We start from the raw sequence: 13793 nt of genomic DNA, 5'->3' as shown, positions 1-13793 counted from the left end.
GGGCGTTATGTGATTGGAGTAACATGGAAAAATTAGCGCATGAAATATGGATATTTGATGGTGAACCTGTTCAGTTCTTAGGGTTACCTTTTTCCACTCGAATGACGGTTGTTAGACTTTCTAGTGGAGAGCTATGGGTTCATAGTCCAATTAAATTGTCTGAGTCAATTACGGAGCAAATTGACAGTCTCGGTTCTGTTAAATATTTAATTGCCCCCAATCATTTACACCACTTGTTCTTATCTGAATGGATTGCGGCGTATCCAAACGCAGAAGTCCTTGGGACAAGCGAGGTGATTAAAAAGCGTAGCGATATCTCTTTTCATGCATCTCTTAATAACTCGCAAAGTTATGCTTGGGCTCCAGACATTGAACAAGAACTATTTTCTGGTTCTCCGTTAATGGAAGAGTGTGTGTTTTACCATAGCAGTTCAAGTACGTTAATTGTTACTGACTTGGTTGAGAACTTTTCAGGTAAAGACTTTAACTACTGGCAACGGGTTTGTGGCCAAAGGTGTTGGTATACTTGCCCCTAAAGGGAAAATGCCTTTGGATTGGCGTTTAAGCTTCATGTTTGGTAAAGCGGACGCGCGGAAACACCTCAATAGGTTGTTGTCTTGGAACCCGCAAATATTGGTCATGGCTCACGGTGAAATCGTCACTGAAAATGCAGATAAATTCTTACAAAAGTCTTTCAAATGGTTAGTATGAGAAACCTTTGAGAAAATCACATAACAAAGTATTTAAGAGGGATTCTCAACGCTTGGCAGTTTTGGTTTGAATTAGCTTAAGTGTTTACGGCACAATGGTTTAGGTTGGGTGATTAGCGTTGCTCACCCCTTAATGCGGCGTTAGGCAAATATTGGTGAGGTGATAATTGAAATGAGTTTAGAAAAAGCACTTATTAAAAATTTATTTACAGATGTTCTTATGGCGCCAGAGTTAGATGTTGCATTAATTGAGCAGTACGTCGACCCATCTTATATACAAAAAGTGGATGGAGTGGAGTTGGATTATGATAGCTTTGTAAATCATATAGAGGCACAGAAGAAAGTTATTAGTACATTAGATGTCAACTTTCTTACTTTGGTTCAAGAGGGCAATGTTCTTTTCAGTAATCATGTAGTAACAGCCCACAAAAAAGATGGCTCGATTATAAAAGTCAAAGTTATAGCCCAGCTCACGATACATAATAATCGTTTAGTCTTGTGTGATGAATTAACAAGGTTAATTGAGGGCGGTGATGAAGATCATGATATTGGGTCGAGGCATTAAATCACTTTGACTATTTGCCTAACAAACTGTTCAAGAGTGATTCGCAACGCGTGGCATTTTCACTATGCGTTGGTTTTAGTGATTAAGGTGGTATGCGGAGCTTCAGTATTGCGTCGCTCACACCTTAATGCGGCGTTAGGAGGGATTATTTTGAAGCGATTTTTACTAGCAGCTTTATCCATAGTGTTTTTGACAAGTGATTCAAGTTCTTGCAAAAGCAGAAACGACCCTAGTAGTCCTATAAATATCGCAATTTATCAGATGATTGAGGGAAAAAGCAGCTCGTATGCTCAACGTTTGTTGAAGAAGGGAATGGACGTTAATACAGTCAATTCATGTGGAGCGTCACTATTACTCATGGCGTCATTTCTTGGTGACCATGAACTGGTAAAAACTTTACTATCAAGTGGTGCGCTCCCCAACATACAGAATTATGACGGGAATAGCCCAGTTTTTGCATCTGCTAACTTCTCCAATAACAAAATATTAAAGCTACTTCTTGATAATGGAGGTGATCCCAATTTACTTCTTACTCAGGAGTATGTTTACAACTCACCATTAATGATTGCTGCAATCAATGAGAATATTGAAGGTGTTAGGTTATTATTAGAGGCGGGAGCCGATTGTAATTACCGCAATCAATTGGGAAATTCAGCAAGAAAAATTGGTGAGGCTTCATTGAATTTAGAGCTGAAAGCATTGCTTATGGCGTGCGAAAATCCCACCTAACAAACTGTTCAAGAGGGATTCGCAACGCGTGGCATTTTTACTATGCGTTGGTCTTAGCGATTAAGGTGGTTTGCAGAGGCATCGGTATTGCGTTGCTCACCCCTTAACAGGGCGTTATTTCCGCAACGGATCTCTCAGGCTGAATGTACGTGGTTGTAGCCTAAGAGTGAAAGTGGCGGGGTAATAGGGTGGAAAAGCGGCGAAAAGGGCGAATATTGGTCATTTCCATGCTAGCCTTAAAGCGCTTTAAGCGCACCTTAATATGGCGCAGCAATTAAAGAGTGACGCTAAAGCGATTTAAGGTAGTGAGCTGCCAAATACTTCGGCTTCGATTTTTGCCTGCATACCGAAAATTTCTCGTCATATCAAAAGATTAGGCGTAAACATAGCCGACTTTAGTTGCGGAATAACAAGACGTTCAAGGCGATTCGAAACGCATTGGGGTTTTAGTGCCCAAATAGGCACGGATTTATCAGAGTTTATTTTAGGTTAGGGTGCATGTGCGTCTCTCACACCTTAACTGCGCGTTATGTTCTTGGAGGACATGGTGGAATATCAAAGGGACAGGGTAACTTTTGGCGTTTTTCAGAAACTTGTTGTAAAGCTGTATAAAGCCCTCGTATTCAAGCTTTCAAACAAAAAAGAGAAGCTAGAATGGCAGCTAATCTTGATAGCCGATTGTTTACGAATCATTGGGCTTTGTGGGTTAGCTTATCGGATGGCTTCCAAAGTGCATACTTCAACGTCTAGCGTTAAGAACAAGTTCTGGTCAACCCATGTTTCAGGTATGGCTCTGCAATATTCAGGTGACATGATTGGCGCTGAAAAAGCATTCTTAAAAAGCCAGGACTTTGCTTGTGAGCTTTCTTTGAGTTTTAGCTTGCAGCATTTGGGTAAATTGAACGTTGAGGTTGGCAACTATAAACTGGCAGAGCAACGGTTCATAGAAGCATTGGCAATTCGAGAAAAGTTGAAACGGACTGACTTGGTAGAGTCGACTAGCAGGGCGATTCGAGGACTACAAAAGCTACGAACATAACAAACTGTTTAAGAGTGATTCGCAACGCGTGGCATTTTAACTATGCGTTGGTTTTGGTGTTTAAGGTGGTATGCAGTGGCATCGGTATTGCGTTGCTCACACCTTAACAGGGCGTTAGTTTGCAAGAGGAAAAACGCAGCTATATCGTAAAATCTAGTGGTAAAATCTCAAAGTTAAAATTGTCGTATCGGCGTTCAACCATAGTGTTGATTAACGTGATAAACATCCAAAAAAATTACATATTTTCAAAGATTTATTTGTCCTTTGGTGCGGCGGGTTTTGGGTTCGCTGAGTCGAACTTTTTTGCTGAAACTCTGCTCGTTGAGTTTGTTGGTACAAAAGCCGATTTACTCGCTGAGATGGCGTTTTCTCTGGTGTGATAAGTTCATGTGGTTTCAGTGGCTTTGTTGAAAGTCAGCATTGTGAGATTGGTTTTCCAAAAGCGCTTTTTGGTGTTGTGAGTTCGTTTTCTTTCATGTGGTTTCATTGACTAGCCGCTTTTAGACTACGTCTGACTTGAGTGCATTAAGGTGCATAAAGTTTATTGTTTGCAAAGTTTAAAATGACTTAAAATGAACGCTTTGGGTTTGCAAACTAACAAACTGCTCAAGAGGGATTCGCAACGCGTGGCATTTTTACTATGCGTTGAATTTAGTGATTAAGGTGGTTTGCGGCGGCTTTTGTATTGCGTTGCTCACCCCTTAGCAGGGCGTTATGTGCTTTGGTGGAAATGAATATGGAAATTACAATCAGGCGTATCGAAACAGAAAGCATTGAGGACAAAGGTATATTCGAGGCTTTGTTTAGAGAGTACCTATCTGAACTCTCCGTTGAGCTAGATCTCGCAGTAATTGCTCAGCTATTTTCATTGCCTTATCTCCACGGATTTATCAGTTTTGTCGACGATAAGCCCGCCGGTTTTGCGGTTTGCTTTGAATCGTTCTCAACTTATCGTGCGCAAAGAGTGATGAATATCCATGACTTTATGGTGTCGGACAATTTTCGCAGTAAAGGTGTTGGCAAGGCGCAGATGAATGGTATCGAACGGTATTGTCGTGATAATGATTACCTCAAAATCACATTAGAGGTCGGTGATGATAATGTTGCAGCTAAAAAGCTTTACAGTTCATTGGACTACGAAGATTACAGAGTCGCTTTGAAAGGGCAGCAACATTGGCAAAAGTACCTCAATTAGCACACACATAACAAACTGTTCAAGAGGGATTCGCAACGCGTGGCATTTTCACTATGCGTTGGTTTTAGTGTTTAAGGTGGTATGCGGTGGCTTTGGTATTGCGTTGCTCACCCCTTAACAGGGCGTTATGTTCTTGGAGGTTTATGGAAAACTTCAAAATTAGCAGAATCCACACAAAGTTAGGTATTTTCCGACTATCTGGAATCCTCAACAATGAAAGTGGTATTAAAAATATCAGCTATATTTCTGCTGAATATATGGGAACTGATGGCTGGTGCGAACTTAATTTACAGTCGGAGCATACTCAAAATTTACTGAGAGACATTCAAATTGAAGTGTTGCAGCACCTAGCGTGAGCAAGTCTGTTGCATCGACCAGACGTAGTTTTGTAAATATCAGTGGCTTCAAATAGCTACGAACATAACAAAGCGTTCAAGAGGGATTCTCAACGCTTGGCAATTTTGGTTCTAAGTTTAGCTTTTGTGTTTATGGCACAATAATTTAGGTTTGGTGGCTTGCGTTGTTCACCCCTTAACGCGGCGTTAGCACACACTCGGTGGAAACAAGGACATTAGATGAAATTTCGAAATGCAGGAATAGCCTCTCTAGTTCTCTTTTGTGCATCCTGTAGCGATGAAAGCGAGATAATGGAAGCAGATGTAGTCAATAGTATTCCTTTACTTGCCTTAGTCGAATCTACGGTTGATAGTAACGAACTAAAACTTGATTTTTCTTATCCCACTCGAGTTATTAAATACGATCAGTCGACAGACGAAGAATCGCACTTTGATACAGTTCGATTGCAGATCTTGCTGGAAGAACAATTGGTTTATTCGGTACTAGCAGACAGAACAAGCCTGACACGTGAAAAGTGTCTCGCTCTTTATCGAGGTTATTCTCAAGCGTTAACTGAAAAGTACAATTTTGTTGCTCAAACAAGAGAAGAGAAAGTGTTTGGCAAGCTCATGGAAGTAGATGATGGGCTGTTGTCAAAGGATAGCAAGCTGAGAGTTAGTATGGGATGCCAATTACTAGACACATCAAAGTTAGAAAAGTTCTCATTGAGAATCGACAGCGTTCAATTGTCAGCACTAGCAAATAGCAGATTCGAGAAATTGAAATAATTATCCCCTTACAAATGTGTGCTAACAAAGCGTTTAAGGCAGATTCCCAACGCTCGGCATTTTCGGTTTGCTTTGGATTTAGTGTTTACGGAACAATGCCTTAAGTCGGGTGGTTTGCGTTGCTCACTACTTAACGCGGCGTTAGGCAACAAACCGGCCGTTATGCAGCCGGTTTGCCAGTTATTAATCGGTGTTTTCATCCATAATAAAGTCCAGAGTCTCTCGTATATCAGCGGTTGCATTAACAACTTTAAATATTTTATAAGCTTTCATACCTGTAGATTTCACTGGAGAAGCAAGTAGAGCACTCAAGAAACTGTGTGGTGAACTTTCAACTCCCTTGAAATCAAGTAGTATCTTCTTACCAGCTTCTAATGCGGGGAATATACGTTCGTTTTTGAAGCGGATCGCTGATTCTTTATCTTCGGCGAAAAAACCGAAGTAATTTGAGATGTTGACGTACAGTTGAGAGTCTTGTTCTTGTCCATCTGCTCGATTTTGCTCTGATAATGCCTCTTCCCTAAAACCTCTCAGCATCTGTTCTAAAGTTTGCTCGGATGGCTCTAGGTCTACTTTGATTGTTACTAGCACGAATGTCCCTGGCCAATAAGACTCAATATTTCTAGTCGTAATGTCTCGTGGAGATATATGTACAACGCCATTTCCGGAGACAATATGCATGTCTGCATTTAGTCGCCGTATAATGTTAGTTGACAGGAATAATCCAATACCAGCGTTGTTTTTGTCTTTGTAAGGATCATTTTTTCCGAATGTCCCTGAAACCTGAGGTTTCATTGCTTTTAGAATTGCATCTGCATGGCTGTCCTGCCCAGGATAAGCTTGCTCTAGGTGCTCCTTAATACCGATCCCTGTATCTGCAATGATAAATGAAACTTCATTCTTACTTTTGTACCAAGAAAACTGACACAAAGAAGGTAATCGATGCATTCGTTGACCATACTCATAATGAGCTTGTCCATGCTCTAAAGTGTTGTATAGTAGTTCACTAAGTACATACCTGAGGGTTTTCGTAAACTCAACATTAAAGTCGTCAGTGTACGATTCAGCAGTTTCGATTACTTGCTTGAAATCTTTCGTATTTCTCAAAGCAAATAACGGTTTGTATTGACTGCCATTAAAGTTGAGGTTTTCGTGCATCATTACATTAAATGTCCCTCTGGCCCCAAGAGATCGAAACATACTGCTGGCCCCCTGTGCTGCATCTGACTCTTTGAAAGTCACAGTACAACGTTGTGATTTAAGTCGCCATGCATACAGCACAATAAGAGACAACGCTTGGTAATTGGCACCATTGCATTCGGTCATATCAATATAAACTCGCTTGTTTTCAAGCGACCAATCAAAGAACTTAACAAACCTGTCAAAATCAAAGACCCCTTGGGTTTTGAAACTGAAGCCATCAGGTAGAGTTATATATACTGTATTTTCGTCTTTAATCTGCTTCTTTAAAGTGGCAAGTGTGTTTTTATAATCCATATGCAGCATGTTTCTATGAGTTTGTGCTAGCTTATCTAATTGGAAAATGAAACCCAAGGCATAACATTTGCAATTGTGATATCCGTAAAATGTTGCCTAACAAAGCATTTAAGAGTGATTCCTAACGCTTGGCATTTTTCACTTAATCTATAGGTTCAGTGTTTACGGTGGTACGGTTGGGTTTCATGGTTGCGTTACTCACACCTTAATGCGGCGTTAGTTGCCAACGAGAAAAACTTACCTAAAGCAGAATGTTTAAGGCTAATCTCCATGTGTTTTTGGCTAGGTTTTCGTTTTTCAATTTCTAGTTATTTGGGTTTGTGAAAATCGTGCTTTGGTTCCTTGTACGGTTTGAGTTTTCTGTTTCAGACGCTGATTAGCTTGTTGAAAGTCTGCTCTGCTGCATTGTCGTTCAAAAAGGTTTGTTTGGTGTTCAAAGTCCGTTTTCTACGGTGTTGTAAATTCCAAGTGGTTTCAGTGACAGGCGTTTTTAAACTGCGCCTGATTTAAGTCTCTCAAAATACGAAATATGGGTGTTGGCAAAGCTGCAATCAACTTCAAGTTAAAGCCTTAGTCTTGGCAACTAACAAACTGTTCAAGAGGGATTCACAACGCTTGGCGGTTTTGGTTTGAATTGGTTTTAGTGTTTACGGCACAATGGTTTAGGCTGGGGTGGTAGCGTTGTTCACCCCTTAACAGGGCGTTATGTGCTCATAATCTCAAATAGGCAGGTGTAATGAATAACTTGTTCACGTATATATCGGCGATGAAAGAAGAGCCTGATGGCCTGTCGATAGTAGAGAAAGTATTAAACAAACAGACTTCCGAAGAAGACGGCATTCTCATGGAAAATAGTGAGTTGTTCGTAAAGTTTAACAATGGTGTTGCTGTTAGAAAGCTAACTGAGCGCGAACTATCCGGTCATATTACGGAAGCAGTTTGTGAGGAGTGCTGGATTTCATATGACGTAACAGAACAGCCTGGCTTTTTAAATGTAGCGCCCAAGAGAAAGAACTTTACGAATCAATGCCAAGAGTCATTTTGGTTAAAAATCAATAAGGTGCAGTTAAGCACATAACAAAGCGTTTAAGAGGGATTTGGCACGCGTGGCATTTTTAGCATGCGTTGGGTTCAGTGTTTACGGCGCTTTGCAGAGGCTTATGTATTGCGTGCCGGCACCCCTTAACGCGGCGTTAGTTTGCAAGAGGAAAAACGCAGCTGTATCACAAGACCTAGTGGGAAAAGCTCAAAGTCGAAATTGTTGTATCGGCGTTCAATTTCAGTGTTAATTTGTGTGGTCAAAGTCCAAATCAGGCACCGCTTGATTTATTCTTTGGTGCGGCGAGTTTTGGGTTAACTGAGTTAAACTTTTTTGTTGAAACTCTGCTCGTTGAGTTTGTCTCTACAAAAGCCGATTTGCTCGCTGAAGTAACGCTTTCTCTGGTGTGGTAAGTTCCACATGGTTTCAGTGGCTTTGTTGAAAGTCCGCACTGTGAGATTGGTTTTCCAAAAGCGTTTTTTGGTGTTGTGAGTTCGGTTTCTGCCACGTTGTTTGTTCCAAGTGGCTTCATTGAATAGCCGCTTCGAGACTAAGCCTGACTTAAGTGCATCAAAGCACATAAAGCTTATTGTTTTCAAAATTTAAAATAACGTAAAATCAACTCCTTGGGTTTGCAAACTAACAAACTGCTCAAGAGGGATTCGCAACGCGTGGCATTTTCACTATGCGTTGATTTTTGTGATTAAGGTGGTTTGCGGCGGCTTTTGTATTGCGTTGCTCACCCCTTAGCAGGGCGTTATGCCTCAAGGTATTCTGACAGTTCGGAGAAAGCATGGATAGCTATAAAGAGAGACTTCAAAATACGTTCTTTAATTCCCTCTGGGTCAAAGCTGTAGGTGATTCTTATCCACAAGATCTTCAACCATACAGTAGTTGTACAAATGAATTATTAGCAAGCCTAGTTGAGACTATCAGAGATTTAAAACCTAAAAGGATCTTAGATCTTGGTTGTGGGTCAGGTGGTTTGAGTGTTTGGTTGGCAAAAGAGTTTGGTTGTACAGTTGTAGGATTAGATCGCTCGTTTGCAGCAATACAATTCGCTCGGGAAAGAACAGAGAAACAAGGGTTATGTGAAAAAGTGAGTTTTGAAGTTGCTTCGTTTGATGACATTAAAAAACTCGAGGGTAATTTCGACATGGTAGTTAGTATTGATGCACTACCATTTGCAAGCGATGAATATTCGGTCTTAACAGATATATATGAGCATTTAAACAACGGTGGGCAGTTATTTTTTACTACCCGTGCCCCTTTAGCTAACTCTTCAAAATTCAAACGTTTGGGCAAGACTTGGAACAAGGCTTTAACATATTCTGGCTTTGTAAATTCAGCTGAAGTTATAGAGAGAGCAGGTGTTTCAGAGTACTGGGCTTCAATCTATCATGAATGGTTAGCGAATGAGCAGCGACTGAGAGCGGAACTATCGGAGCAAGTTGTAGATCTTCTTCTAAACGAAGCAAATGAGGTAGGGTCTAGATTGTTTGACGGTAGACCTTGGTGGTTAATAAAAGCACAAAAGGCATAACAAATTGTTCAAGAGTGATTCGGCACGCGTGGCATTTTTACTATGCGGTGGTTTTAGTGGTTCAGGTGTCATGCGGAAGCATCGATATTGCGTGCCTCACACCTTAACAAGGCGTTAGCAATATAAGGAGAGATAGAAGTATGTATTCGATGTATTCACAACCTCGAACAGGGTTGCAATCAAAATTCGAGAAATTTCGTGAGAATATAGAGCTGACTCAAGGTCAGAAAGACAAGATAATTTCAAGCCATACGCATTTGCGGCAGCGTAATTTACAACCACTAAACTACGTTAAAGAATCATTTTTGACTGGTTCATACAAGCGTAACACTATGATTCGACCTCTAAGTGATGTTGATGCCTTTGTCGTAATAAACAAAAACAACAATGAAACAACACCTAATGCGGTTTTAGCTCAATTAAAGAGAGATTTAAATAGCAGCTATCCGAATAGTGTTATTCGACAAGACAAACCATGTGTCACGCTTGACTTTGCTCATTGCAAAATTGAGCTAACACCTGCAATTCCTGCCGGCTATTATCCAGAACAAGGGTATTATATTCCTAAACAAGGCACTAACGAGTGGATGTTAACGGATGATCCTAAGCGCGCTGAGTCTAGGCTTTCACAAGCGAACACACGATTAAATGGTAAACTTACCCCACTAATAAAAATGATTAAACATGCCAAAAATAATAATAACATTCGTGATATTAAATCATATGAGATTGAAGACATAGCAATTCGAAATGTATCATACATGTCAAACTATCGTGATGGTGTACAGCAAATGTTTCGTTGCCTTGGTTGGACAGTAAATAACATGAATCAGTTTCAACTTGAACAACTCTCTGAACAAGAGTTTGCTAAGCTTTGTCGGACATCGATATTCGGTTGTGATTTCCCTGAGTAGATAGTATGAATGAGAATGAAAAACAACTCTTAAGACGTCTAGGTGAGGATGCTGCTTATACTTTTAAAGGGCTTCACAAGCACGCTGATTGGTTAGATCAAAAATACAAGCTGTATTTATCCTTGCCAATAATATTTAGTATTATCTCGATAGGCTTTGATGAAGAGGTGCCAGCGTTGTTTTTGAAGTTAATTGCAGTTATAGCATTAATAGGTTCAGCTCTTGCTTTAATTGACCAAAAAGACTTCGAAAAGTCATCTGGCTATAGGGAACTGGCAGATTACATCAAAAATCTCTATGACAAAGTAGAAGCTGCTTATTTGTTGGAGGATTCTGCACAATACAGTGTGTTGTCGCAAGAGTGGTTAGAACTTCGTAAGCAATTTAAAGATTATCCAATTGGTAAGAGAGCATACAAAAAAACTCAGAAGCGAATAAAGCAAGAAATGAACTTAAGCTGGTTAGGTGGGGAATATTGCTAACAAACTGTTTAAGAGTGATTCGCAACGCGTGGCATTTTCACTATGCGTTGTGTTTAGTGTTTAAGGTGGTATGCGGCGGCATCGGTATTGCGTTGCTCACACCTTAACAGGGCGTTATGTTGTCAAAGATTAAGTATGAAGATTTTAATATTATTTATAGCGGCATTATTGTCTGGCTGCGCTGGTTTAATTGAAAGTGCTAGTTCCCCAAATTATCGAGAACACAAAGCTCGGGACAGTGTATCGCCTAGGAATCATAAAGGTTCAAGGAAAAACAAATTAGTCGGTACTGTTGTACTCACGTTTAATATTAATAGTCAGGGTGATGTGATTGACATAATGGTTACTGATTCTGTACCTAAAGGAGTATTCGATGCTGAAGCTGTGCGAATATTATCAAAACGGAAGTATGCGCCTTCCGAAAAAGGGGAAACTGGCCCTAAAAAAGCTAAGTTCGAGTTTAAAATTTGACACATAACAAACTGCTTAAGAGGGATTCGCAACGCGTGGCATTTTTGCTATGCGTTGATTTTAGTGCTTAAGGTGGTATGCGGCGGCTTTTGTATTGCGTTGCTCACCCCTTAGCAGGGCGTTAGCCGCCTTTGCCCATCGAATGTACTCAGTCCGAGGTTTGAATCGCCAAATCCGCTTTTCATAGCCAGTGGTTATTATCGGGTATGGTCATCAAACCAGCCGCATGAATTTGGGTTGTTTTCTTCGCTACCCGCACCGAAACACCCGTTGTTTGTGTCCAGTGTTTCAACTTTTACAGCATGATTTGAATTCTTCGCCAGGTTGCTGTTTCTTGGTTGTTTAAGCAAGCAGACATTTCGAAATTCAGTGCGGCGGTTTGGTTCTAGAGCGGGGTGGCGGCAAGCCGCGACAGGGCGGAGCAAACGGCTAACAAACGCTTTAAGGCGGATTCGCAACGCGTGGCATTTGTGATTTGCGGTAAATTTAGTGATTTAGGTGGTATGCGGAAACATCGGATTGCGTTGCTCACCACTTAAGCGGGCGTTAGCAATCCCCGAAAAATTAGGTTCTGTAATTATGCAATTAGTGTTCGATATTAGAGAACATTTGAATATTGTTTGGAAATTAGCTGAGCAGATTTCAGTTAAAAGGCGAGGTCATAACGAATTTATAAGCGCAATGTTTTTTGTTTCTATAAGCCACTGTGATGCGGTGCAAACTCTTGTAGAAAAGAAAAATTTTGCTTCGGCATTCTCTTTGGTTCGACCTACTTTAGAAAACACTTTTAGGGCAGTTTGGCTCCGAAAATGCGCAAATAAAGATCAAGCGAATAAGGCGATTTACAAAGATAAATGGAATGCGGTAGGAAAGAATATTGAGCTTATAGAGGAGGAATATGAAGACAGTATGCTCTTTAGCAAACTATGGGAAATGCTAAAGCCTTTTGTACATGACTTTACACATGGTGGGTCAGAACTTACTTCTAGACATATTTCTAAAGGTGGTTTTATAACTCCTACTATAGATGATCAAGAAGTTAGGTTCTTGTTGCAGTTAACTGTTTTAGTTTCTACGTATGTTCTCGCGGAGCTTGTTGAGCTTTCTGGTGAAAAACAATTTGAACCATATGTCGAGAAATTAGCAAATCAAACTTGCACAAAAGTGTTTGGGACCGATTGCTAACAAATTGTTCAAGAGTGATTCGGCACGCGTGGCATTTTTACTGTGCGTGGGCTTTAGTGGTTAAGGTGTTATGCGTAAGCATTGGTATTGCGTGCCTCACACCTTAACAATGCGTTAACTGGATTGATGATGAGGTAAGTCCGATGAAAAGAATTGCGGTCATTGGTTCCGGCGGTTCGGGTAAATCCACATTTTCGGCACTATTAGGTAAAGAGTTGAATTTGCCTGTTCATCATCTCGATCAGCTATATTGGAAACCAAATTGGGTTAAAACTCCAAAAGATGACTGGGTCAAAATTCAAAAAGGTCTTTGTGAAAGCGAGTGTTGGATTATCGATGGTAATTATCAGAGCACCCTTGATATAAGGTTTGAAGCTTGTGACACAGTAATATTCTTAGATGTAAACCGATATACCTGTATCTATCGAGCACTAAAGAGAACATTATTAAGTAGTAAGCGTCCAGATTTAGCTGAAGGTTGCGGTGAAAGGTTTGATATCGAGTTCATCAAATTTTTATGGGACTATCCCAAAAAGTCGAAACCCCTAATAATGGACAAACTCAAGACGCTTACAAGAAATAAGCGTGTAATTATCGCAAAATCGGGAGAGCAAGCGCTCCGCCTTTGCAAATCCAGTTAACAAACTGTTCAAGAGGGATTCGCAACGCGTGGCATTTTTACTATACGTTGATTTTAGTGTTTAAGGTGGTATGCGGCGGCTTTTGTATTACGTTGCTCACCCCTTAACAGGGCGTTAGTACTGGATTGGCATCAACGGTAAAATTTTCGGAGTTTATCAGTTTCTTTTCCTTGCTTTACACCTGGTCAAATGTGCCTTTCACGTTCTTTCCGGTGGCACTGTATGAGTTGTGTTCGCGTTGATTTCACCGTTTACGGTTTCTAACTTTCGGGCTATTTCTCTGGTGCGGCTTCTTTGGTGTTGGGAAATTCTCGTCAAACACTGAGTTTCTTTGACGCTGCCGTTTAGTTCTGCAGCCTGTATCCTTTGCAAATTTGAAAACGGCGACAATAGGGCAGTTAAGCAGATTTTTCTTCTCGCCAACTTGCGTTTTGAGAGTGAGTTCTAGTTTGGCAGTTGTCCCTTTAGCTTCAGCATTTTAAGCCAGAAGTTTCGTGCTATATTTCAATATCTTGGCATGTGCCAAATGTTCACGGGCAGCGTACTAACAAGTTGCTTAAGAGTGATTCGTAACGCGTGGCATTTTTGGTATGCGGTGTCTTCAGTGATTAAGGCATCGTGCGGTAGCTTTTGTATTGCGTTACTCACACCTTAGCAAA

General features: G+C 40.6%; 15 protein-coding genes and 1 pseudogene. 15 read left to right on the top strand and 1 reads right to left on the bottom strand.

Annotated features, from left to right (window positions below):
- Window positions 1-23: 23 nt before the first annotated feature.
- The 7 genes and pseudogenes from MTR11_RS23575 (at window position 24) to MTR11_RS23520 (ending at window position 5362) form a co-directional block, all read left to right on the top strand.
- Window positions 24-711 (top strand): annotated as a pseudogene (locus MTR11_RS23575) (DUF4336 domain-containing protein).
- A 171-nt stretch (window positions 712-882) separates the two neighbouring features.
- Entirely contained in the window at window positions 883-1275 is a 393-nt protein-coding gene (locus tag MTR11_RS23570) for a hypothetical protein (RefSeq protein ID WP_243328493.1), read from the top strand.
- 108 nt (window positions 1276-1383) lie between these two features.
- The gene (locus MTR11_RS23560) at window positions 1384-2004 is read left to right on the top strand and encodes an ankyrin repeat domain-containing protein (protein WP_243328492.1); all 621 of its coding nucleotides are present in this window, start codon (window positions 1384-1386) and stop codon (window positions 2002-2004) included.
- A gap of 529 nt (window positions 2005-2533) precedes the next feature.
- The gene (locus tag MTR11_RS24195; protein ID WP_319941541.1) at window positions 2534-3043 is read left to right on the top strand and encodes a hypothetical protein; all 510 of its coding nucleotides are present in this window, start codon (window positions 2534-2536) and stop codon (window positions 3041-3043) included.
- Window positions 3044-3779: 736 nt separating this feature from the next.
- Window positions 3780-4238: a GNAT family N-acetyltransferase gene (locus tag MTR11_RS23535; RefSeq protein WP_243328490.1), complete on the top strand. Its 459-nt coding sequence runs from the start codon at window positions 3780-3782 to the stop codon at window positions 4236-4238.
- Window positions 4239-4381: 143 nt separating this feature from the next.
- Complete coding sequence (locus MTR11_RS23525) at window positions 4382-4594, top strand: hypothetical protein (RefSeq protein ID WP_025553613.1); 213 nt, start codon at window positions 4382-4384, stop codon at window positions 4592-4594.
- Window positions 4595-4813: 219 nt separating this feature from the next.
- Entirely contained in the window at window positions 4814-5362 is a 549-nt protein-coding gene (locus MTR11_RS23520; RefSeq protein ID WP_025502382.1) for a hypothetical protein, read from the top strand.
- A gap of 183 nt (window positions 5363-5545) precedes the next feature.
- Here the strand turns inward: MTR11_RS23520 and MTR11_RS23515 are convergent, their stop codons facing one another.
- A complete protein-coding gene (locus MTR11_RS23515; protein ID WP_170890319.1) occupies window positions 5546-6859 on the bottom strand; it encodes an STAS-like domain-containing protein in 1314 nt (437 codons plus the stop codon).
- Between the two features lie 736 nt (window positions 6860-7595).
- On the opposite strand from MTR11_RS23515, the gene MTR11_RS23510 reads away from it, so the two are divergent.
- The 8 genes from MTR11_RS23510 (at window position 7596) to MTR11_RS23450 (ending at window position 13134) form a co-directional block, all read left to right on the top strand.
- On the top strand, window positions 7596-7937 hold the full coding sequence (locus MTR11_RS23510; protein WP_243328489.1) for a hypothetical protein: 342 nt from the start codon (window positions 7596-7598) through the stop codon (window positions 7935-7937).
- 212 nt (window positions 7938-8149) lie between these two features.
- Complete coding sequence (locus MTR11_RS23505) at window positions 8150-8311, top strand: hypothetical protein (protein WP_243328401.1); 162 nt, start codon at window positions 8150-8152, stop codon at window positions 8309-8311.
- Window positions 8312-8691: 380 nt separating this feature from the next.
- A complete protein-coding gene (locus MTR11_RS23495; RefSeq protein ID WP_243328488.1) occupies window positions 8692-9441 on the top strand; it encodes an SAM-dependent methyltransferase in 750 nt (249 codons plus the stop codon).
- 140 nt (window positions 9442-9581) lie between these two features.
- Window positions 9582-10355 carry an SMODS domain-containing nucleotidyltransferase gene (locus tag MTR11_RS23485; RefSeq protein WP_243328487.1) on the top strand — a complete coding sequence of 258 codons (774 nt, stop codon included), beginning with the start codon at window positions 9582-9584 and terminating at the stop codon, window positions 10353-10355.
- Window positions 10356-10360: 5 nt separating this feature from the next.
- A complete protein-coding gene (locus tag MTR11_RS23480) occupies window positions 10361-10837 on the top strand; it encodes a hypothetical protein (RefSeq protein ID WP_145473857.1) in 477 nt (158 codons plus the stop codon).
- A gap of 135 nt (window positions 10838-10972) precedes the next feature.
- On the top strand, window positions 10973-11308 hold the full coding sequence (locus MTR11_RS23470) for an energy transducer TonB (RefSeq protein ID WP_031781252.1): 336 nt from the start codon (window positions 10973-10975) through the stop codon (window positions 11306-11308).
- 519 nt (window positions 11309-11827) lie between these two features.
- Window positions 11828-12493, top strand: a complete 666-nt coding sequence (locus tag MTR11_RS23460) for a DUF6988 family protein (protein WP_243328486.1) — start codon at window positions 11828-11830, stop codon at window positions 12491-12493.
- 143 nt (window positions 12494-12636) lie between these two features.
- On the top strand, window positions 12637-13134 hold the full coding sequence (locus MTR11_RS23450; RefSeq protein WP_243328484.1) for a DNA topology modulation protein: 498 nt from the start codon (window positions 12637-12639) through the stop codon (window positions 13132-13134).
- The last annotated feature ends 659 nt before the right edge of the window (window positions 13135-13793 follow it).

It is taken from the genome of Vibrio sp. CCB-PB317 (assembly GCF_022808245.1).
In the GTDB taxonomy this organism is placed as follows: Bacteria; Pseudomonadota; Gammaproteobacteria; order Enterobacterales; family Vibrionaceae; genus Vibrio; species Vibrio diabolicus.
Note: the sequence above shows the minus strand (reverse complement) of the source record. Positions and strands in the feature narration are given on the sequence as shown.